We start from the raw sequence: 20,870 nt of genomic DNA, 5'->3' as shown, positions 1-20,870 counted from the left end.
GTCACCGGCAATCAGCATGATAATTTGATCCCGACCGCGACCTAAGAATCTCATCCAGATTGTCGCAAGCGTCTCATCCTGATTGTCGCGCTATAATAAACAGCGCAACCTAATCGAACGGATGTTTGGCAGACTGAAAATCAACCGCGCCATTGCTACTCGATACGACCAACTCGCCGACAGCTTCATCAGCATGGTTCATATTGCTACCGCAAGATACTGGCTCAAATTCGTCCACGCCGCCTAAATGGTGTGATCGGTAGCCCAAAGAAATCATCACAAAGAAACGTTGGCGATCGCGCGCGCAAATTCACTACAAAGATGCTGCGATTTTCGCCCTAAAGCGGGGCAACAAGTGACACTATTCTGCCAACCACACACTCTGTCTGTTGATAGTGAGGAACATGACCACGTGGCCATAGGCTATCGCTACACAATCTTTGCATACAATATACTGCCGAGGTTGAGCTTCAGGCACTTTTGAAACCGAAATGCGGTCAGCAGAATTCCGGTCATCACGCAAAACTGGCGACACGGGTTGATCAAGCGCGGGAAGTATGTGCGCGAATGCAACCCGCTCAGCAAAGCTAGAATTTCCACATACTGAAGTCGAACTTAATACGTCATCCCGCGTCCTCGTTCGAGCGCACGACGCTGACGTTCGGCTACGATTTTCTGACTTGCCTGCATGCGAACAGTTTGCTGCAAGATTTTCAGACCCTCCTGCATTGTCTCGAATGCCCGGCGTTGCGTCGGTGCCACAGTGTTGGTGACGGTCGTTTCGCTGCGCAGGATCGCATCACGCCCGAACCTCAGATCAAGCGCCCTGCTGACGGTGGCGAATTCCCGTATGATATTGCCGTGCAGTAGCCCGGCTTCCGCTTTGAGATTTGCGCCTTTCTTCTTCATGGTCTGTGTGAGCCTACGCAATGCCACTTCGGCTGCAGGTGACAAACCTGGAATGGCAATTCCCATGCGCTGGCGCTCCCCGGTAATCGCTTTGGTCTCGTTGCTCAGCGCCGTCGCGTAAGATGCACCCAACGACCGAACACGGCTATCTGCGTCTGAAACAGCCAGAAGCGCTTCTTTTCGTTCGCGCCCAGATGCCAGAAACTTATCCATGATGCGGTCAGAACCACGCAATGCGCCATAGGCTGCGGGATCGTTAGCAACCGCTGCCGCAATCCGCTCAGCCGCAAAACCTTTAATAATCAAGGCTTCAATTTTGTCGACGGCACCTGCCGGATCACGCCAGATGTTGGATGCTGTTTTAGCAAGGGCTGCGCGATTGTATTGGTAATGATTGGCTGTGAGCGCCCTCGCCTTTGCCTCATCTTCTATTGGCGTTTTGAACTCCGTCACGGCTGTCAGCATCGGCAACACGGCATTTATTTTCGCGCATGGCTCGATGCTGGCAGCTGCAACAACCTTCGAACGGCCCCTTGTTTCGGCAAGATGCTGTTCCTCGGCAAAACGACGTATAATGGTAAAAAGACGCGTCAGTTTTTCGCGCCGATCTGGATCGAGGTTCTCCGGCATGCGCTCGAGGATATTACGTTCAGCCACGGCATCAGCTTTGTCGGTAAAGGCCGACCAGCCAAAGCGCGCGGTCAACGCCTCATTGATCGCCTTTACTTGCTGGACCAACTGACGATCCCCCGCAGCATGTGCAAAGGCCGTCTTATAGGCATCGGATCCACCGCGCTCGCGCACCGCTTCGATTTCGACAAGGCGAGCCATTGCCTGCTTCGAGAGAGCAGGGATCGACAGCGCCATATAGGCGCGGCGTTGCTCTTCGCGCATATCAAAACGCTCCGCCTGACGACGGAATTCTGTCGCATGCGCACGCGCCAGCGCAACAAGGTCAGCAAGAGCGCTAAGCGCAGCCTTGCGTTCATACCGAGCGGCGCGACTGTCGAACAGAGAACCAGATCCCCGGATCAGGCCAAGACGTTCTGGTTTAGCGGCAATATCTTCGGCAAGGCCACGTGGTTCTATTTGCCTATTCGACGCAATTGCATTGAGTCTGGCTAATGCGCCATCAGGCTTCGAATAGACCCTTTCCAGCACAGGGCGAAGCATGACCTCCCGCTCCTTCCAGCGATCCGATTGCAACTGCGCGCGTCTGGCATCCTCTTCTAGGCTGCGGACGAACCGGATTATTGATGGAAGAAGATGAGGCCCGTCGCCGCCTCGTTGCTCTGATTTTTCAGGTGGCCGTACTGCAAGGTGTGGCGAACGTTGTTCGTTATAGGAAACGCTTTTCTCGCGTTCGATCCTGATATCAAGCGCTACGCTCGCCCGTTCCCAAAGCTTTGCCACTTGTCCGCGCTTGTCATCAAGCCACGCCAGCTTTTGTCCGACACGCTCTTCTATGCTCGCTACAACTCCGGCAAGCGTGTCGATACCACGCCGACGGGCAAAGTCATGCGCATACGCCCGATAACCAGCTTCATTCTCAAAATCGAGCGTTGTGGTTTTAGCACCTGAACGGCCAAGACGTTCAACCAGTTGCCCAAACAATTCCGGCCTATGGCTTTCGCGCTCGATCCGCTCACTTCGAATAATAGCAGTTTCGAGCTGCTTTGCCGTCCAGACGTTTCGCTCGACTTCGCGTTCCTCAAAACTCTTCCTGCCGGTCTCATTGTCTGTGACAGGGATTTTGACCTTGACGATTTCAACACCGTCTTTTCGAAGAAGTGCAGTATCGCCTTCTGAGACGCCTCCGTCGGACAGAGCCTTGGGCAGACTGACGCCCCAGAGCCGGTGCACGGTTCCGTCGTCTCTCTTCACATCAGCATAGGGACTTTCATCCGCATCCCTATCCTGTGGCCGGAACTTCGCCATACCGGTCGCAATCAGTTCGCCGGTAACACCGGCTGCATGATCAACACGCGATTTCCCGCCCCATTCCGCTTTTGGCTCAAAATCCTCGCGTGTGGCATAGAGATCGGCGCGGTCACGATGACGGGTCATGGACACATAGGTCAGATGCTGATCCATCATGCCGGTAGCGAGCACAAATGTCCGACCAACGGTCACGCCTTGCGATTTATGGATGGTCACAGCATAGCCATGGTCGATATTGCGATAGCTGTCCTCGCTAAGCACCACATCCCGGCCAGTGTCGAGACGGATCGATAACAGCGGACGCCCACCTTTGCCACCGGTCGAAACGACAGTACCGAGCATACCGTTTTTGACATACTGCGGACCAAGATGCTTTGCACGCTTTTCCACAAGGCGGGCATTTTCTAGAAAGATGACCCGGTCGCCGCAGCCAAATTCTCGAACGCCGCGCTCCGTGCGAAACTCACGAGCGTTTGTCAGAGCACCCTCCCTGTGCATGACGATGCGCAGGGATTCGTTCAAGCGCCTTACATCTTTATTGGTATGGGCGAGCACCAGCATCTCGTCACCGGGAAGACGAGCGCCTATTCCTTGACCAACCGAGCGTTCGATTGCTTCTCGGCGCGCCATGTTCCAGTCAGCAACAAGACGCTCTATAACCTCGGCGCGTCGCTTGGCTTCGATTATGCGCCCCTTTTGAGCATAGGCATCGAGCCCCTCTTCGACCTTGCCCTGCGCAAAAAGCCTGGAGGCATCGCGTGCCCAGGCTTCTCGTTGGCGGCGGACACCGGCAAGCTCGGCGAAACCAATCCGCTCCGTTATTGCCCGGAAGGCTGCACCGGCCTGGATTGGCTGAAGCTGCATCGCATCACCGACCAGAACGGCTTTTGCACCGGCATTCTCAACCGCCTTCAACACGCGTGCCATCTGCTCAGAAGACACCATAGCGGCTTCGTCCACTACGAAGATGTCTCCGCGTTTGAGAAGATCACGACCATTCTCCCAGCCAAGTTCCCAAGCGGCAAGGGTTCGCGATTTTATGCCAGAGCTATCCTCCAATCCTTCCGCAGCTTTACCGGATAAGGCTGCTCCAAAGACATCCCTGCGCTCATTTTCCCAGGCAATACGGGCAGTGGCAAGAAGCGTGGACTTGCCAGCACCCGCAAGCCCGACCACGGTGGAAATGGCACTGTCGCCGGTGACATGACGAATGGCGTCAATCTGCTCTAGATCAAGCTTAAAAGATTTGCCCGGATCCGCCGTTTCGAATTTCTGGATGCCCGCTGCAATCTTCGCAGCAGCAATTCCAAAGCCCTTGCGCTTTGACAAAACCTCCGCTGACCGCGCCATGTCATATTCAACACGCAGGATCTCCCGGGTGGTAAAGATTGCGGGCTCGTTTGCCTTGCCTGTCTGCCGATCCACCTGTTGTGGCTTCAACAGTACTAGATCGTCAGACGCCATCAGCCGTGAGCGAATATTGGCAAAATCGCCCGGATCATCAACATAACGATGCAGTGTCCTGGCGATATCCTTCTCATCAAAGGTCGAACGCTCAATGCCGAGGCGTTTGAGAAGAAGTCCGGGGTCAGCAAGCAGTCGATCAGCCATTTCCTGCCGACGCGCAAGTTCGGCCGGCGCGAAATACATCTCCACGCCCTTGCGAGACATTGCAGTCTTTGCTGGCCCAAGATGTTTCTGGGCGATTCCATCCAGACCCTGCTCAGCATAAGAGCGCCCATCAAGGCGAATATCATGACCAGAGAGCGCAAGATAGCGGCTCGCCGTCTCTGCCCAAGCAAGCTTCCACGCTTTCATGGTCTCTTTGTCACCAGCCCAACACGTATAAACAATATCCCCGTTATGGCGGTTCGACTTTACCTCACGCAATGGTTTCCCGTCAGGTCTGAGAACCGGCACATATTTGGGACCGAAACCCGTTTCTGTCAGGGGTCTGAGCGCAGTCAGCAGGTGAATATGGGGATCACCATCCTTGTCGTGATAGACCCAGTCAGCAATCATACCCTTCGCAGTCAGATTGTCCCGGACGAACTCCCGAACCAGGGCAATATTCTCCGCCCGCGTCAGTTCTTCTGGGAGCGCGATGATCAACTCACGAGCGAGCTGCGCATCCACCCGCGTCTCAAATGCATCGACGGCGTTCCACAACACTTCGCTCGCGCCTGCGGCAGTCTTGCCATCTATCGCCAACCGCAACCAATCCGGGACATCTTCCGGCAAAGCCAGTTCTTCATGGACCAAATCATTGTCGCCACCACGATAGTTAAACGAAGTTCCGGTCTGTTCGTCTCTCATCCGGGTACGATGACGATAAGAGGCCGCAGAGATGATGTTACGCCCTGCCCCTCTGCTGATCATCTGTGCTCTAACGAACATGATTGCCACGATTAACTCCTGACCTCACAAACGTGCCAACCAACCCAATCCCGCTGCCAGCCAAAAGTCAGCCCCCACTCAGGGATGAAAATCAGGTTGGAATTTCGGTAGTGTCGATTTGGATAATTGCACAGGTACACTTTTTTTACTATCTTTTTTAGATCAGTTAAATTCGACCCTTAAGTCTGGATATAATAAGAGAAAGGCGTAAATTGATCTAAATTTTGTATTTTTCCTAACGACGCACAAATAGAGAAGCTGATCGATCGCATAAAAAAACTACAGTTAAATCGGCTGAACCGCTAAGACGGGACTGGCGCAAATGAAGTCGCCAATGTGAAACTCAATCACAGTTTCGAAGAATTCGCGGCGTGGCTTCGTGAAAGCTGAAAAAGCGATTGGGAAAGCGATAATGGCAAAATAAAGAGCCAAAAAACTTTTAGAGAACATCTCAAGGTCGAAGGCACCAGAAAAACGACCGGTTCTTGAACCCCCGCGCCAGACGCAAACGCTCTCTGCAACCACCCTCGTTGCCTGTGCGATCACCTTGTCTGTGCCAACGAAAAAAGTCGGGCCACGACAACGGTGACGCTTTGAAAGCTCCCATGGACACCGGACGATTGACTCTCCTCCTCGGATGCCGCAAGAATAGGAACAAATAATGAACATTAGGAGGGTGCGATGCGCATCACTGGCAAACTCGATTATCTCGAAATGCCCGCAGCCAATGGCTCACTCGACGTGACAAAAAGCTTCTATGCACGGGCGTTCGGCTGGTCTTTCACCGATTACGGTCCCACTTATTCCGCCTATTCCGAAGGGCTGGACGGCGGCTTTGACGCCGACCCGCAAGCGACAACGAAGCCGCTACCCGTGCTTTATGCGCTGCGGCTCGAAACCGCGCTTCAAGCCGTGACCGACGCTGGCGGCACCATCGTCAAGCCGATCTTTGCATTTCCGGGCGGACGCCGCTTTCATTTCACTGATCCGGCGGGTAATGAACTCGCAGTCTGGAGTGAAAATTAGAGCAGCCCATGTCCACGTCCTTGTCAGCCCTCGAATCCGCAGCGCGATACTTGTCCCAGTCTGACAAGGATCGATTCTTCCGGATCAAACGCGAAATGGAGGCCGCAGGCGCCTCCAAAAAGAGCATTGAAGATCGCCTTCACGCCTTCATCTGGGAAGTCATCGAATCCGATGACGACGATGAGGATTTAGAAGACAGAGAAGAAGAGTAGACGTCGGACTTATCGCGAAAAATGCGAAATGGATCAGCTTGCTTCGCGCAGGCGTTCCGCCGTCTGCAGATCAACCGAAACAAGCTGGCTGACGCCCTGCTCGCCCATGGTGACGCCAAACAGACGGTTCATGCGCGCCATGGTGATCGGGTTATGCGTGATGACCACGAAGCGCGTTTCGGTTGAAGCCGCCATCTCGTCCATCAGGTTGCAATAGCGCTCGACATTATGGTCGTCGAGCGGCGCGTCCACTTCGTCCAGCACGCAGATTGGCGCCGGATTGGTGAGGAACACCGCAAAGATCAACGCCATGGCCGTCAGCGCCTGCTCGCCGCCCGAAAGAAGCGTCATGGTCTGCGGCTTCTTGCCGGGCGGGCGGGCGAGAATTTCAAGCCCGGCTTCCAGCGGATCGTCGCTTTCGATCAGTTGCAGTTCCGCCGTGCCGCCGCCGAACAGATGCGTGAACAGGCGCTGAAACTGCACATTCACCACCTCGAAGGCAGCCAGCAGACGCTCGCGTCCTTCGCGGTTCAGGCTCTGGATCGCCTGGCGCAATTTCTTGATCGCCTCAATGACATCTTCGCGCTCGGATACGATCGCGTCGAGACGGTCCGAAAGCTCCTGGCTTTCCTCTTCCGCGCGCAGGTTCACCGCGCCAAGCCGCTCGCGCTCGATCTTGAGCCGCTCCAGCTGGCGCTCCAGCTGATCGGGATCGGGAATCGGATCGTCAGCCTTCAGCCCGGTATGGCGGATGGCTTCATGCGGCGCACAATTCAGCGCCTCGACGATGCGGGCTTCCGCATCCTTGCGTCGCTCTTCAGCGGCGGCAAGACGTTCCTCGGCGCGAGCACGCTGTTCGCGGCTCGATGCCAGTTGCTGGATGGCAAGCGTCGCAGCCTTGTCGAGTTCGGCCTGCGCGGTTTCAGCTGCAGCCAGAATATCCGCGGCTTGCTTGCGGCGATCATCGGCCAGCGAAAGCTCGTTCAGAAGCGCCCGGCGGCGCGCTTCAATCTCGTCAGGCGCTTCGGCCAGACCTTCCGCCTCGTCCGCCGTTTCAGCGCGGCGGTCATTCAGCGACGCAATCTGCCGGTCGGCATTTTCCGCACGGGAAATCCAGCTGCGCCGCTCCAGCGCAATCATGTCCAGACGACGCAACCGGGCTTCGGCTTCGCGACGCAGCCCTTCATAAGCGGCGCGCGCTTCGGCCAGAGCCGTGCGGTCGGATAGAACTTCGCTTGTCAGCGCCGCAAGGCGTTGGGCAATGGCGTCCAGATCCGGCATCTCACCGAGCCGGTCTTCCGCTTCCGCAACGCGGATCTGCGCTTCTTCCAGATTCTCTTCCAGTCGCGCCTTGGATTCATCCAAAGCCGAACGGCGGGTTGCAAGCTGCCCTGCCGCACGCTCGGCAACCGCCAGCGCTTCGCGCGCCTCGTCCAGCTTGCGCTGGTTCGCGCGCCACTGGTCGCGCGCAACACGCTCATGCTCGACAGCTTCACGCACCGAAGCTTCGGCGCGATGCACGGCCTGTTCAGCCTCCTCGACGCTCTCGCGGGCGGCGACCGATTCCTGCTCCAGCTCGCTCAGGCGGTTCTTTTGGGCCAGACGCTGCGCAGCCGGCGTCGGCGCATCAGCGCTTGCCGTATACCCATCCCAGCGCCACAGCGCGCCAGCCTTGCTCACCAGCCGCTGTCCGGGACGCAAAAGCGCCTGCAAACGCTGACCTTCGCTGTCCGAAACGACACCGACCTGCGCGAGCCTGCGACGCAGCTGCTGCGGTCCATCGACCAGCCGGTCGAGCGGCGTCGCGCCCTGCGGCAAGACCGGATCAGCTTCCGGCGCCGGATTATAAGCCCAGTAGACGGGCGCATGCTCGTCGCTTGCCGCGTCGAGGTCTTCACCAAGCGCCGCGCCAAGTGCGACTTCATAGCCCTTCTCGACACGCAGCTCTTCCACCACAGGCGGAAACTGACCGGTCTCGCCAGCATTAAGGATACGCGCCAGTGTCTGTGCTTCGGTCTCGATGCGGTTCAGTTCGGTGCGCGCTTCGTTCAGTGGCTGACGGCTCGCCGCTTCCACTTCGCGTGCGCCTGCGACCAGTTCTTCTGCCGCAACGACCGCTTCTTCTGCCGCGGCAAGCGCATCCGCACAGGCATCGACCACGATGCGCTTTTCAGCCGGATCGAACAAACCGCCGATCTGCTCCACCACGGATGCAATATCGCGCTCGATACTGTCCATCTGCACAGCGAGGCGGTCGCGTTGACCTTGCGTTTCCTTTAAGGCGCGTTCGATCTGCGCCCGTTCAGCGGTTGCTTCCGCGCGCTCGGCCGTGACCCGCGCCAGTGCACCTTCGCTATCGGTCAAGCGGATTTCCGCTTCCTCGAACAGCGCGCGCAACTCCTCGTCACGCTCGCCGGATGCTTCGTTGGAAGCGACCAGTTCCTGTTCTTCTTCCTCCAGCTTTGCCAGAATATCGGCATTCTCGCGCACCATCTGCTCTTCACGAGCGATATCGGCGGTCAGCTGTTCCAGCCGCTTCATCAGCTCGGCGCGGCGGGCGCGAATACGTCCGTCCTCTTCGTCAAGCTGGGTGCGGGCAATCGAAAGGCGCTGTAAGGCGGCGGCGGCCTTGGCTTCCGCATCGCGCAGTTCCGGTAGCTTATGCGCGCCGACCGCCTGATCGCGGGCGGCATTCATCTGCGCCTGCGCCATATCGCCCACGGTGGCAGTGGAAGCCGACAATGCGCTTTGCGCCTCGCCTTCCTGAACCTTGGCCTGACTCCAGCGCAGATGCAGCAAGGCGGCTTCTGCACGGCGGATATCGGCGGAAAGCGCCTTGAACCTGTTGGCCTGACGGGCTTGACGCTTCAGGCTTTCAATCTGGCTGCCCAGTTCGCCGACCACATCGTCCAGACGGTCGAGATTGCCCTCGGCAGCACGCAGACGCAGTTCCGCTTCGTGGCGGCGCGTATGCAGGCCGGAAATACCGGCCGCTTCTTCCAGCAAAGCGCGGCGTGCCTGCGGCTTCGCCTGAATAAGCTCGCCGATGCGCCCCTGCCCGACCATGGATGGCGAACGCGCGCCCGTCGACTGATCCGCAAAAAGCAGCTGCACATCCTTGGCGCGGGCTTCCTTGCCATTGATGCGATAAACCGAGCCAGCCTCGCGCTCGATACGGCGCGACACCTGCAACTCATCGGCATCGTTATAGCTGGCCGGAGCCGTGCGGTCGGAATTATCAAGGAAAAGCGTCACTTCCGCCGTGTTGCGCGCCGGGCGCGTGGCGGAACCGGAGAAAATGACATCATCCATGCCGGAAGCGCGCATGTTCTTGTATGAGTTTTCACCCATCACCCAGCGCAAGGCTTCAACGAGATTGGATTTACCGCAGCCATTTGGCCCGACGACACCAGTCAGCCCGCCTTCGATCACGAACTCCATGGGTTCGACGAAGGACTTGAAACCGACAAGGCGCAGTTTGGAGAAGCGCATCAGCAAGCTCCCCCGTTTTTATCGCCCATTCCAGAAACAGCAAAAGCGGACGCAGCGATGCGTCCGCTTTTCATCCGGAAAAACGGGTCAGAGAAGCTTGTCGATGATTGCCGACATCTCGTCAACCGAAAGGGCTCCAGCGTATTTTTGTCCGTTAATGAAGAAAGTCGGCGTCGCATTGACTCCGAAATCCTTCGATCCACGCTCCATCGTTGCTCTCACATCATCGAGAACTTGCTGGTTCGTCAAGCAAGCCTTGAAGGACTCCTGTGTAAAACCGGCAAGTTTTGCGATTTGCAGCAGGGCAGCTTCGCCATCTTCGGCGGTTGCCCACTGCTGCTGCTGCTTGAAGAACACATCGACCATCGGGAAATAACGATCTTCCGGGGCGCAACGTGCCAGCATGAACGCAGCGGTTGCGCGCGGATCGAACGGGAACTCGCGGAAAATGAGCCGCGCCTTGCCGCTATCGATATATTTTTCCTTGATTTTCGGGAATGTATTGATCGTGAAATCCGCGCAATGCGGGCAGGTCAGCGATGCATATTCGATGATCGTAACCGGCGCATCGGCCTTGCCGTAGACCATATCCTTGAGCTTGCCCGGTTCAGCAATCTTGGCTGCATCGACAGTGCCTTCCGGGGCACGGTCCTGCGCCAGAGCGCCCGTTGCAGATGCTCCTGCAAAAGCCAGCCCGGCAGCAGCCGATCCAGCGAGAGAAATGACGTGTCTGCGATTAAGCACTGCAGGCATACGAATCATCCAGTCCTGTTTCATTCGGTTGTTTCGATATACAATCTAAGGCGGCAGAGAGATATTCACCAGCCCCGCATCGTTCACATGAAAGTCAGCACAGCGCCGACATTGTTTCCATATTCAGAACGACAGACCCGGCCCCCTCATTCAACTCGCTGCAAACTGACCACGGCTTGCATCAAATTTATGGCAGCTTGTATCGCAATTAAGTGTTTTTGCAATTGCGGGATATTTGTCGCAACGCGCTGAGCTTTAATCACTCTTTTTTACCGGAGGCGCGCTTCTCCGCCAGAATGTTCTTGCCGAGCCGTGCAAGGGCGGCCCGCAAGGCATCATCCTCGATGCCGTCCGTCGCCTTATCGATCCGCCGTTCTTCGGAAGGGGCCAGCGGAGCCAGCCGCTTGACCCGACGCTTGGCCGGCAACATGGGGGGCTTTTGCTCGATGCGAATGCGCCCAATCGCCGAAAAACCGAGAAAGCCATTGACCCGGCCGATGATCTCGCCGGTCTCGTGCTGGATCTGCAAGGCGGCAAAACCTTCGCAGGCGATGATCAGCGTGGCAGGTTTGAACGGCTCGTCTTCATGCAAGCGACGCGGCCAGAGAATGCGCAACGGGCGAGACGTAGCACCGATGGCCGGACCGACAATATCTTCCCAGGATTGCAGCAACGAGAGATTAATGCCCGCACGTTTCTGAAGCATCGGGTCCATCAGCCCCGATGTCATATCCGCCAGCGGTCTAAATCCGCGTTTTGATTTTGGCTCGCTCATCGCGCTCCATTATAGTCGCGAAACCACTCCACAAACAAAGGAATACCTTCATCGAGCGTCGTCTTGGGGCTGAAACCCAGATCGCGGGCGGCAAGCGTAATATCCGCATAGGTGCGCGGAACGTCTGCGGCAGGCATCGGTTCCAGCTTGCGGATCGCTTCCCTACCGGTGGCTTTTTCGATGGCTGCAATGAAATCATTGAGCATCACCGGGCGGTTATTGCCGAGATTATAGACCGGCGCGGTTTCTTCCGGCTTGTCTAGAATGCGCTTCACCGCGCCAACGACGCCGCTGACGATATCCTCCACAAACGTAAAATCGCGCTGCATCTCGCCATTGTTGAAAACGCGGATGGGTTCGCCTTTCAAAATAGCCGAAGTGAAGAGCCATGGCGCCATATCGGGTCGCCCGAAGGGGCCGTAAACCGTAAAGAAGCGCAACCCGGTCGAATACAACTTGTGCACATGACTATAGGAAAAAGCCAGCAATTCACCGGAACGTTTCGTCGCCGCATAGACCGAAACCGGATGATTGACCGGATCGCTTTCCGAGAAAGGAATTTTCTCGTTCGCGCCATAAACTGACGATGAGCTGGCATAGACCACAGGCGGACGCTTTTCGAGCTTCAGCGCGGTTTCGAAAATATTGACCTGACCCATGACATTGGCCGAGACATAGGCCGCCGGGTTTTCGATAGAATAGCGCACGCCTGCCTGCGCGGCCAGATGCACGATCACATCGGCATCCCTGTCCGCGCCGATGGCGACCTTGATCGCTTCCGCGTCCGCAATATCGGCTTTGGCAAAACGAAAACCCTCGCGCGCGTGGAGCTTGGCAAGCCGTGTGTCCTTCAGCTCGACCTGATAGTAGTCATTGACATTATCGATGCCCACAACCTGCCAGCCCGCATCCAGCAGGCGTTGCGCCGTATGGTATCCGATGAAACCGGCTGCCCCCGTTACTATCGCTTTCATGCAATCGACTTCTTTCCGAATATGCACGTTTTAAGACCGGCACGCCGTGCGGCCATGACGCGACGGGACGCCGCTGCATTCAGCGCCGCAAGGAAGAACATGGTCGACGAAATCGTAACCTCGTGCAGCAGCGGATTGTGCAACATGCCATAACTGCTGCTGATCACGGCGAAATAGATCAAAGCTCTGCGCATCGCCCAGCTATCAGCTGTGCGCCACAAATAGATGAAAATAGACAGGAACGCTCCGGTCATGAAGATCAGCCCGACGATACCGTCGTTCAGCAATTCATCGAGAACCGTATTGTGGACATGGCGGAACCCGGCCAGCATTTCGGCCTTGTCACCTGCCTCGGCCCTAACGTCATTCATTTTCGAATAGGAGCCGACACCCGCAAACGGATGCTGCGCGATGATCTTGCTCGCGCTTGTCCAAAGCACCTCGCGGATATCGGCGGAGATCTTGTCTTCCCACTGCTTGCTATCACCAGTGTCGTAATATTCGATCATGCCCGAAAAGCGCTTCGAGATGACATCCCCGACCGGTCCGACAACAATCAGCGCTGCCAAAGCGACAGCAAGTGCAGCGTAAACGCTTCCCTGCTGGCGGATACTGAAACGCTTCAGGAAGAAAATGATCTCAACGGCTGCGAAGATCGGCAAAACCACGATGACCGCTCGGGTTTCGGAGGCCAGGACGGCCGCCAGACCCAGCACAAGCCAATGCGGCCCGTTGGGCAGATAGCGCCACGCATGACGCAAAGGGATGGCCGCAGAAATGGCCGAAACGCCGACCACGAAGGCGAAAACCGCCTGATTGCCGCCAATACCAATACGCCCCCCAGCCGTGACAGCGAGGTACAATGCAGTGATCGTCGCGATAATGACGCCAACGCGTGCACCAAGCACATAGGCGCGCAACGGATCGCGGATTAAAGCCATGCCGGAACCGGCGAATGCGAAAACGGCGATTAGCAGCGTATAACCGATCTGGCGGTTGTCGCTGAACGGTTCGCCGCGAAACAGGATCAGCCCAAGCGACCAGGCCGCATAGAGCACAATGAAAATATAGAACTTCTTGCAATGCAGCCGGGCAACCGCATGGCGACCACAAGCCATGTAAATGCCGATGCAGGAAAATACGAATAAAATCAGAGGGCCGAGTCCGACCCGAATTGGCATCGTTGCGGAAGCCACGCCAAGAACCCAGGGGTCAACCTTGCGACGAAATAAAAAGGATTTTTTGAAATAGCTCAATCGACCGCCTCTTTGAGATTCCTCTTCGCAAGTGCATAAACGATTCGCCTGATATAATCGGCAGCCCTGAACAAAAGCGTAGTTAGCCTTTTGTATGGCGGCAATCGTTTTTTAGCGTAGGTTGATCGCCCCTGTGCGATCGTCGAGACCGCCATATCGGAGAATTCCACCGCCGGTTTGTCCGTGGTGAAAATCTCGTAATTGCCAGCCCATCCCCGCTCGAGTGCGACATCGTAAGGCACCCGCATGGGGCGTATCGCAGCCAGCAATTTTCCGGCTCCTTTACGCGTGACTATATAGGCCGCAGAACTCCCAAGCGGCCCGTGCAGGCAACGCCCGATTGTGAATTCATCATCGACCTGACGGAACGGTCTAAACGCTGCTGTGCGATGATTGACCAGCTTGATCACATCCCAACCGCTGATTTTCCTAGCCTTTTCAATGAACGGCAAGAAAACGGGCGTGAATATAACATCGTCTTCGACCAGAACCGCAAAAGGCTCCGGAGCTGCAGCAATGACTTCAAGAGTCCGAATATGACTGAAATAACAGCCGATCTCAGCGGGCAAGGCTATTTTGCCATGACAGCGGCGGAACCCGGCATCATCGAAATTGCCAAGTTCATCCGGCTGCAACAGTTTGCCTTCCACAGCCTCGACGCGCCGCAAATCGAGAGAAAACGCGTCGGCGCTTTTCTGCAGGCGCTCCCATCGGTCTCGCGAACGCGCGAGATTGATGACATAAACCGGTACGGAATTAATCACTGATTCTCTTTCCACGGCAAAAGCGCAATGGGAAGATTTGTAACCTGCCATAGCCATTTGCCAAGTGCTGACCATGTTTGGCTTTACACTATCGATGTTTTTCCTATCAACTACAGAAAACAGACCTTGCCGGGAACACCGCCTTGCCGTTGAACAATACTGCCCGCCCGATCACCGCTTCGCATGAGCCAAACAGCGGCCCAAAACGCAGCAGCCAGCTTCTGGCCTGGTATGATCGCCATCACCGTGTTCTGCCCTGGCGCGTAACACCATCCGAACAGGCGCGCGGCATGCGTCCCGATCCCTATCGGGTCTGGCTTTCGGAGATCATGCTTCAGCAGACGACCGTCGAGGCGGTCAAATCCTATTTCACTGCTTTTGTCGAACGCTGGCCGAGCGTGCGCGCAATGGCCAACGCCAGCGAAGACGATATCCTTCGGGCCTGGGCGGGGCTCGGCTATTATTCGCGCGCGCGCAATCTCAAGAAATGCGCTGATCTCGTCGCCGCACAATATGGCGGGAAATTCCCGGACAATGCGGCAGAATTGAAAGAACTGCCCGGCATTGGCGACTACACATCGGCAGCGATCGCTGCGATTGCCTTTGGCGAAAATGCCGCAGTGGTGGACGGCAATGTCGAGCGCGTCATTTCGCGGCTCTATGTCATCGACACACCATTGCCTGCCGCCAAGCCGCAGATCCGTGCCCTGATGGCCGAGATGACACCGTCAGACCGCCCCGGCGACTTCGCACAGGCGATGATGGACCTCGGCGCAACGATCTGCACGCCGCGCCGACCGGCCTGCGCGATCTGTCCTGTCAATGATAATTGCGTTGCGCTCGCCACCCGCGACCCGGAAGAATTTCCGGTCAAGGCGCCAAAGGCGGAAAAGCCGATCCGCATCGGTGCGGCCTTCGTCGCGATTACCGGAGATGGAGCCATTTTCCTGCAAAAACGAAAAGGCGAAGGCCTGCTAGCAGGCATGACGGAAGTGCCTGGCAGCCCATGGACTGCGCGTATCGATGGCGATGCGACAGTCAAAGCTGCCCCCTTTCCGGCGTCATGGACCCCGTCCGGCAGCATTAGCCATGTCTTCACCCATTTCGAATTGCGCCTCTCGGTCTATCGGGCCGAGAATGTGAGCGAGCATTTGGCCGCAAATGGCTGGTGGTCGGCTCCGGATGAACTCGCCGGAGAAGCTCTGCCTACCGTGATGAAGAAAGCCATCGCCGCAGCCGTGCCGGAAGCATTCAAGCAGACAGGCAAACCCAAAAGGAAGAAACTGTGACCGCTCCAATCAAACATGTGGTTTTCGATATCGGCAAAGTTCTCATCCATTACGATCCCGAATTGGCCTATCTCGACATCATTCCCGATGCCGAACAGCGGCAATGGTTTCTGGAAACCGTCTGCACCGGAGCTTGGAATGTGGAGCAGGACCGCGGGCGCAGCTGGCAGGATGCCGAAGCGCTGTTGATCGACACTCACCCGGAATGGCGCGACCAGATTCTCGCTTTCAGGCAGAACTGGTCCCGCATGGTGCCACATGCCTATGATGAAAGCGTCGCCATTCTGCGCGGGCTGATCGCATCGGGGAACGATGTCACCATGCTCACCAATTTCGCCTCCGACACGTTCCGCGAAGCGCAGGTGCGGTTTCCATTCCTGACGGAAAGCCGTGGTGTCACTGTTTCAGGCGACGTCAGGATGCTGAAGCCCGACCGCGAAATCTACGAGACGCATGTCGCGTCATTCGGCCTCGAACCCGCCTCGACGCTGTTCATCGATGACTCTCTGCATAATGTCGATGGCGCCAAAGCTGCGGGCTGGCAGGCCGTGCATTTTACCGGTGCGCCCAAACTCGCCGCCGATCTGAAATCTCTGGGCCTCAGCTTTTAAATAAGCGAAAGCGCCCGAAGCTTTCGCTTCGAGCGCTCCATGATCAGACTCTGCTGGAGGCCGTCCGATGATTATGCGTGTTATGCGCCGGCGACAGCCATTTCGTCGCGGATAACCTGACGCAGGTCGTCGATAGGTTTCAGAACGCCGTCAACTTCATAATGCCAGAAGGTCCAGCCATTGCAGGCATCGAACCCTTGCACCTTGGCGCCGATGCGATGGATCGAACCGGCGTCGCCATTGGCGGCCAGCGTGCCGTCAGCACGAATGATTGCGGCAAAGCGACGGCGCGCATCGCAAAGAACCGTACCCGGACGCAGAAGACCTGCTTCCAGTACACTGGTGAAAGCCACACGCGGTTCAGCGCGCTTGCCGGTCATGACTGTCAGTTCAGCCTTGCCGAGCGGCTCCACCGCGTCGATGCGGGCGGTTGCGGCATCGATATATGCCTGTTCGCGCTCGATGCCGACAAAATGGCGTCCGAGGCGCTTCGCCACAGCGCCGGTGGTGCCGGAGCCGAAGAATGGATCGAGAATGACGTCGCCGGGCTTGCTCGAAGCCATCATGATGCGGGCCAGAAGCGCTTCCGGTTTTTGCGTCGGATGAACCTTGTCGCCATTCTCGTCTTTCAGGCGTTCAGAACCCGTGCAGATCGGGAACAGCCAGTCCGAGCGCATCTGCACATCGTCATTGGCGGCCTTCATCGCTTCATAATTGAAGGTGTAGCCTTTGCCCTTCTGATCACGCGAAGCCCAGATCAGCGTCTCATGCGCGTTCTGGAAACGACGGCCACGGAAGTTAGGCATCGGATTGGTCTTGCGCCAGATGACGTCATTGAGGAGCCAGAAGCCCAGATCCTGCAACTGCGTGCCGACGCGGAAAATATTGTGATAGGACCCGATGACCCAGATCGTGCCATTCGGCTTCAGCACGCGGCGGCAGGCCAGAAGCCATGCACGGGTAAATGCGTCGTAGGCCTGAAAGCTCTCGAACTGATCCCAATGATCATCAACAGCGCTGACCATCGACTGGTCCGGGCGATGCAGATCACCGCCGAGCTGGAGATTATAGGGCGGATCGGCAAAGATGACATCGACGGAATTATCCGGCAGGCGCTCCAGAGCGGAAACGCAATCACCCTTGATGATGGAGTCGAGCCAAGCGGTACGCGGGGCCTCGATGGGCAACTCATGGGCAAGACGTACTAGGGACATGGGATACTCGATTACCTGTGGACGCGAAAACTTGTCCTTATGGTTACCGGGTAGGGTAAATATGGCGTTAACGCCAAGTGATTGAAATCGTAAACCTTTTCTTAAAATGACGTCAAATCCCCGGCTTTCCGGGCTTTTTCCTTTCAAACAATGAGCAACATTTTCGCGGCTGCCATCTTAACGCCGTCATCGAAATGCAAAGGCCGACCGGTAATGCGTCGTGTCCAATAAGGCTCGGTTATTCATTTGCCTGTATGATTTGCGAACAATCCAGCCTTCGGAGTAACTAAGCCGACCGAACCGGTGCCTGTCAGGTCTTTGCATATGAATTTCGCAGAACTGCGCCATAATCGTTATCTGAGAGTCTTCTTCGTCCCCTTCCGCATGCGTGCTGTTGTGCGCGGCAGCGAAATCGGCCTCGTCATTGCCGGTGTCGTGATCGGTATCATCTCAGGTGTTGCCGTTGCAGCCATTGGCGGCATATCGCAGTGGATGCATCAGGCGCTTTTCGCGCTCGAACCCGGCGAAAAGCTCAGCGCAGCAGCGCAGCTCTATCCCAGCGCCTTCATCGCACCGCTGGCTGGCGGCATTCTCATGGGGGTCGTCATCTGGGTTCTGGCGCGGTGGCGCAAGCGTCCCATTGTCGATCCCATCGAAGCCAACGCGCTCCACGGCGGACGCCTGTCGTTGACCGACAGCTTCATTCTCGTCGGGCAGAACCTGATTTCCAACGGCTTTGGCGCTTCGGTCGGGCTGGAAGCGGCCTATACACAGCTTGCCAGCGGCTTTGCCTCGCGCATCGGGCGCGCGCTCAAGCTGCGCCGGGCCGATTTGCGCACGCTGGTCGGTTGCGGTGCGGCCGCGGCCATTGCCAGCGCTTTCAATGCGCCCCTCACCGGCGCGTTTTATGCGTTCGAACTGATCATCGGTGTTTACTCCATCGCCACGCTGGCCCCGGTTGTGGTTGCAGCAATTGTCGGCACATTGGTGACGCAAGCCATTGGCGGCGCGCCTTTCCTGATCGATATCGGCCACATCGACGCCATCACGCCACGCGATTATGTGCCCGCCTTGCTGCTTGGCTTTGTCTCGGCCGGCATTGCCATCCTGATCATGCGCGGCGTGACCTTCGTCGAAACAATCACACGACGCAGCTTTCTGCCCAATGTCCTAACGCCGGCCATCGGTGGCGCGATCGTCGGGCTGATCGCCTTCTTCTCACCGCAGGTGCTGGCATCCGGCCATGGCGCGCTGCATCTCGACCTCAATGCGAGTATCACCATCTCGGCGCTATTGCTGCTGATCCTGACAAAGTCGCTGGCGTCCGCAATCTCCATCGGCTCCGGCTTTCGCGGCGGCCTGTTCTTCGCATCTTTATTTCTGGGCGCTTTAACCGGCAAGCTTTTCGCAGCTGTCGCTGGCGTCGTATTGCCGACCAGCCTGACGCTTGCGCCGGAAGTCTATGCCGTGATCGGCATGTCCTCGCTTGCCGTCGCGATTGTCGGCGGCCCCATGACCATGACCTTTCTAGCGCTGGAACTGACCGGCGACTTTCCGATTTCCATGCTGGTGCTCGGAGCTGTCGTGTCTTCCTCGCTGATGGTTCGCAAGACCTTCGGCTACTCCTTCGCCACCTGGCGCTTCCATCTGCGCGGCGAAGCCATCCGCTCGGCGCATGATATCGGCTGGATACGCAATCTGACCGTCAGCCGCATGATGCGTCATGATGTGCGCACTGTGCTGATCGATACGGATATCGAAACCTTCCGGCACGATTTCCCGCTCGGTTCTACCCAGCGGGTTATCGCTGTTGATGCGCAGGGGCGCTATGTCGGCATGATCCCGGTACCGGAAGTCTATGCCGATAGTTTCGACAGTTCGGAAAATCACAGCATCAGCGAGCTTCTGAAGTATCAGGATGAATTCCTGTTACCACAGATGAACGCCAAGGAAGCTGTCGTGCGGTTTGACCGTTCCGAAAGCGAAGCGCTCGCTGTCGTCAACAATGCGCAGGAACGCAAAGTCATGGGCCTGTTGAGTGAAGCCCATACGCTGCGCCGCTACAGTGAAGAGCTGGATCGCAGACGGCGCGAAGTCTCCGGCGAGGTTTGACGCTCGGGCGATAAAGTTGTAGCTGATCCTTCAATATTCCCGATGCGTTCCCGCGAGAGTGAATGCGTCCTCCTCCCGATAAGAAGGCTACCCACATGGCGGCTCCGTCCCTCATCATTTTCGATTGCGATGGCGTTTTGGTGGATTCCGAAATCATCGCTGCGGAAGTCGAATCCGTACTTCTGACCGAAGCCGGTTTCCAGATTTCCGCCGACGAACTGGCCGAACGTTTCGCCGGTCTCACCTGGCAGGATATTCTGCTCACGGTCGAGCGCGAGGCAGGCATAGCGCTTTCCGCATCGCTGATCGACAAATCGGAGAGCATTCTCGATGAGCGCCTCAAAAATGAGGTGCAGGCTGTCGATGATGTCCTGGAAGTGGTTTCAGCGCTGAAGCTGCCGAAATGCATTTGCTCCAACTCGACCAGCGCGCGGCTGGAAATGATGTTGAAGCGCGTCGAGCTTTATGACCTCTTCGCGCCGAATATTTTTTCGGCCAAGGAAGTTGGCACCAAGAAGACGAAGCCCGCCCCGGATGTGTTCCTCTATGCGGCCAAACATTTTAATGTCGATCCGCGCAATGTGATCGTGATTGAGGATTCTGTGCACGGCATTCAGGGCGCACGTGCTGCCGGAATGCGCGTCATCGGCTTTACGGGCGGAGCGCACACCTATCCAGGCCATGCCGACCGACTGACCGACGCAGGCGCCGAGACTGTGATTCACCGTCACAAGGACTTGCCCAGCGTCATCGAAGCCCTTTCGATCTGGACCGACGCCTGACGCATAGGTGCCGACAAGACCGCCCGGTCTGATCTGATTATCGCGATAGCCCGAGCGTTCGGGCTATCGACCCCACTGCCTTAGGCTGCGGAGCGTTTGTTGCGCCCCTTCGGCGGCGCAGTAAGGGAAGCGAGCAGCTCTTCGGCTTCCTGCTCATCAAGACCGATCAGCAGCCGGGTCCCCATTATGACAGGTTCACCCGTAGACGTATCGAAGATCGCCCAGGTGTCCGTCGGCTCGAGAATACGTTCAAATTTCTGTTTCATGGGTGTAGACTAGCGCAGACTCGTTGCTTTTCGTTTGAACTTCGCTGTCCAATTTAATTCGAATTTTAGCTAAAGCACGTTACACTTTTAGGATGTT

The 20,870-nt window shown here is 57.0% G+C and carries 16 protein-coding genes and 1 pseudogene; 7 read left to right on the top strand and 10 right to left on the bottom strand.

The features are described 5' to 3' along the window. Positions 1-97: 97 nt before the first annotated feature. Positions 98-247: pseudogene (locus FHW03_RS22375) on the top strand (transposase); the annotation flags it as partial. Positions 248-615: 368 nt separating this feature from the next. Here the strand turns inward: FHW03_RS22375 and traA are convergent. Together traA and FHW03_RS22365 are read right to left on the bottom strand one after the other, a co-directional pair. Then, positions 616-5,256 carry a Ti-type conjugative transfer relaxase TraA gene (gene traA / locus FHW03_RS22370; RefSeq protein WP_182522648.1) on the bottom strand — a complete coding sequence of 1,547 codons (4,641 nt, stop codon included), beginning with the start codon at positions 5,254-5,256 and terminating at the stop codon, positions 616-618. A 276-nt stretch (positions 5,257-5,532) separates the two neighbouring features. After that, positions 5,533-5,793, bottom strand: a complete 261-nt coding sequence (locus FHW03_RS22365; protein ID WP_182522647.1) for a hypothetical protein — start codon at positions 5,791-5,793, stop codon at positions 5,533-5,535. 135 nt (positions 5,794-5,928) lie between these two features. Between FHW03_RS22365 and FHW03_RS22360 the strand changes: the two genes are divergently transcribed. Continuing rightward, positions 5,929-6,273 (top strand): VOC family protein, encoded by a 345-nt coding sequence (locus tag FHW03_RS22360; RefSeq protein ID WP_182522646.1) that lies wholly within the window; start codon positions 5,929-5,931, stop codon positions 6,271-6,273. A gap of 8 nt (positions 6,274-6,281) precedes the next feature. Further along, a complete protein-coding gene (locus FHW03_RS22355) occupies positions 6,282-6,485 on the top strand; it encodes a hypothetical protein (protein ID WP_182522645.1) in 204 nt (67 codons plus the stop codon). Positions 6,486-6,518: 33 nt separating this feature from the next. Here the strand turns inward: FHW03_RS22355 and FHW03_RS22350 are convergent, their stop codons facing one another. The 6 genes from FHW03_RS22350 to FHW03_RS22325 all read right to left on the bottom strand — a co-directional run bounded on the left by FHW03_RS22350 (position 6,519) and on the right by FHW03_RS22325 (position 14,574). Beyond that, on the bottom strand, positions 6,519-9,977 hold the full coding sequence (locus FHW03_RS22350) for a chromosome segregation SMC family protein (protein WP_182522644.1): 3,459 nt from the start codon (positions 9,975-9,977) through the stop codon (positions 6,519-6,521). Positions 9,978-10,064: 87 nt separating this feature from the next. After that, on the bottom strand, positions 10,065-10,730 hold the full coding sequence (locus FHW03_RS22345; protein WP_182522643.1) for a DsbA family protein: 666 nt from the start codon (positions 10,728-10,730) through the stop codon (positions 10,065-10,067). 259 nt (positions 10,731-10,989) lie between these two features. Further along, positions 10,990-11,505 (bottom strand): DUF721 domain-containing protein, encoded by a 516-nt coding sequence (locus FHW03_RS22340; RefSeq protein ID WP_182522642.1) that lies wholly within the window; start codon positions 11,503-11,505, stop codon positions 10,990-10,992. After that, positions 11,502-12,479 carry an SDR family NAD(P)-dependent oxidoreductase gene (locus FHW03_RS22335; protein ID WP_182522641.1) on the bottom strand — a complete coding sequence of 326 codons (978 nt, stop codon included), beginning with the start codon at positions 12,477-12,479 and terminating at the stop codon, positions 11,502-11,504. Before FHW03_RS22335 ends, FHW03_RS22340 begins: the two co-directional genes overlap by 4 nt. Further along, positions 12,476-13,597 carry an O-antigen ligase family protein gene (locus tag FHW03_RS22330; RefSeq protein ID WP_377515475.1) on the bottom strand — a complete coding sequence of 374 codons (1,122 nt, stop codon included), beginning with the start codon at positions 13,595-13,597 and terminating at the stop codon, positions 12,476-12,478. The genes FHW03_RS22335 and FHW03_RS22330 overlap by 4 nt, the downstream gene beginning before the upstream one ends. A 134-nt stretch (positions 13,598-13,731) precedes the next feature. Beyond that, positions 13,732-14,574, bottom strand: a complete 843-nt coding sequence (locus FHW03_RS22325) for a glycosyltransferase family 25 protein (RefSeq protein ID WP_377515473.1) — start codon at positions 14,572-14,574, stop codon at positions 13,732-13,734. Positions 14,575-14,669: 95 nt separating this feature from the next. On the opposite strand from FHW03_RS22325, the gene mutY reads away from it, so the two are divergent. Then, positions 14,670-15,788: an A/G-specific adenine glycosylase gene (gene mutY / locus FHW03_RS22320; RefSeq protein WP_182522652.1), complete on the top strand. Its 1,119-nt coding sequence runs from the start codon at positions 14,670-14,672 to the stop codon at positions 15,786-15,788. Continuing rightward, complete coding sequence (locus FHW03_RS22315; RefSeq protein WP_182522639.1) at positions 15,785-16,399, top strand: HAD family phosphatase; 615 nt, start codon at positions 15,785-15,787, stop codon at positions 16,397-16,399. Before mutY ends, FHW03_RS22315 begins: the two co-directional genes overlap by 4 nt. Before the next feature lie 80 nt (positions 16,400-16,479). Here FHW03_RS22315 and FHW03_RS22310 read toward each other — a convergent pair whose 3' ends face one another. Then, entirely contained in the window at positions 16,480-17,613 is a 1,134-nt protein-coding gene (locus FHW03_RS22310; protein ID WP_138786552.1) for a site-specific DNA-methyltransferase, read from the bottom strand. A 324-nt stretch (positions 17,614-17,937) separates the two neighbouring features. On the opposite strand from FHW03_RS22310, the gene FHW03_RS22305 reads away from it, so the two are divergent. After that, positions 17,938-19,725 (top strand): chloride channel protein, encoded by a 1,788-nt coding sequence (locus tag FHW03_RS22305; protein ID WP_182522638.1) that lies wholly within the window; start codon positions 17,938-17,940, stop codon positions 19,723-19,725. A gap of 95 nt (positions 19,726-19,820) precedes the next feature. Further along, positions 19,821-20,507 carry an HAD family phosphatase gene (locus FHW03_RS22300; RefSeq protein ID WP_182522637.1) on the top strand — a complete coding sequence of 229 codons (687 nt, stop codon included), beginning with the start codon at positions 19,821-19,823 and terminating at the stop codon, positions 20,505-20,507. Between the two features lie 80 nt (positions 20,508-20,587). On the opposite strand, the gene FHW03_RS22295 is transcribed toward FHW03_RS22300, so the two are convergent. Continuing rightward, positions 20,588-20,773, bottom strand: a complete 186-nt coding sequence (locus FHW03_RS22295; RefSeq protein WP_182522636.1) for a hypothetical protein — start codon at positions 20,771-20,773, stop codon at positions 20,588-20,590. Positions 20,774-20,870: the final 97 nt, after the last annotated feature.

It is taken from the genome of Ochrobactrum sp. RH2CCR150 (genome assembly GCA_014138095.1).
GTDB lineage: Bacteria > Pseudomonadota > Alphaproteobacteria > Rhizobiales > Rhizobiaceae > Brucella > Brucella gambitense.
The sequence above is the reverse complement of the archived record's forward strand: the minus strand, read 5'-3'. Positions and strand labels throughout refer to the sequence as shown.

Excerpts from the sequence above, each read along its gene's own strand:
- FHW03_RS22360 (WP_182522646.1), top strand. The coding sequence starts at position 5,929 with ATGCGCATCACTGGCAAACTCGATTATCTCGAAATGCCCGCAGCCAAT.
- FHW03_RS22355 (WP_182522645.1), top strand. The coding sequence starts at position 6,282 with ATGTCCACGTCCTTGTCAGCCCTCGAATCCGCAGCGCGATACTTGTCC.
- FHW03_RS22350 (WP_182522644.1), bottom strand. The coding sequence starts at position 9,977 with ATGCGCTTCTCCAAACTGCGCCTTGTCGGTTTCAAGTCCTTCGTCGAA.
- FHW03_RS22345 (WP_182522643.1), bottom strand. The coding sequence starts at position 10,730 with ATGCCTGCAGTGCTTAATCGCAGACACGTCATTTCTCTCGCTGGATCG.
- FHW03_RS22340 (WP_182522642.1), bottom strand. The coding sequence starts at position 11,505 with ATGAGCGAGCCAAAATCAAAACGCGGATTTAGACCGCTGGCGGATATG.
- FHW03_RS22335 (WP_182522641.1), bottom strand. The coding sequence starts at position 12,479 with ATGAAAGCGATAGTAACGGGGGCAGCCGGTTTCATCGGATACCATACG.
- FHW03_RS22330 (WP_377515475.1), bottom strand. The coding sequence starts at position 13,597 with ATGGCTTGTGGTCGCCATGCGGTTGCCCGGCTGCATTGCAAGAAGTTC.
- FHW03_RS22325 (WP_377515473.1), bottom strand. The coding sequence starts at position 14,574 with ATGGTCAGCACTTGGCAAATGGCTATGGCAGGTTACAAATCTTCCCAT.
- FHW03_RS22310 (WP_138786552.1), bottom strand. The coding sequence starts at position 17,613 with ATGTCCCTAGTACGTCTTGCCCATGAGTTGCCCATCGAGGCCCCGCGT.
- FHW03_RS22305 (WP_182522638.1), top strand. The coding sequence starts at position 17,938 with ATGAATTTCGCAGAACTGCGCCATAATCGTTATCTGAGAGTCTTCTTC.
- FHW03_RS22300 (WP_182522637.1), top strand. The coding sequence starts at position 19,821 with ATGGCGGCTCCGTCCCTCATCATTTTCGATTGCGATGGCGTTTTGGTG.
- FHW03_RS22295 (WP_182522636.1), bottom strand. The coding sequence starts at position 20,773 with ATGAAACAGAAATTTGAACGTATTCTCGAGCCGACGGACACCTGGGCG.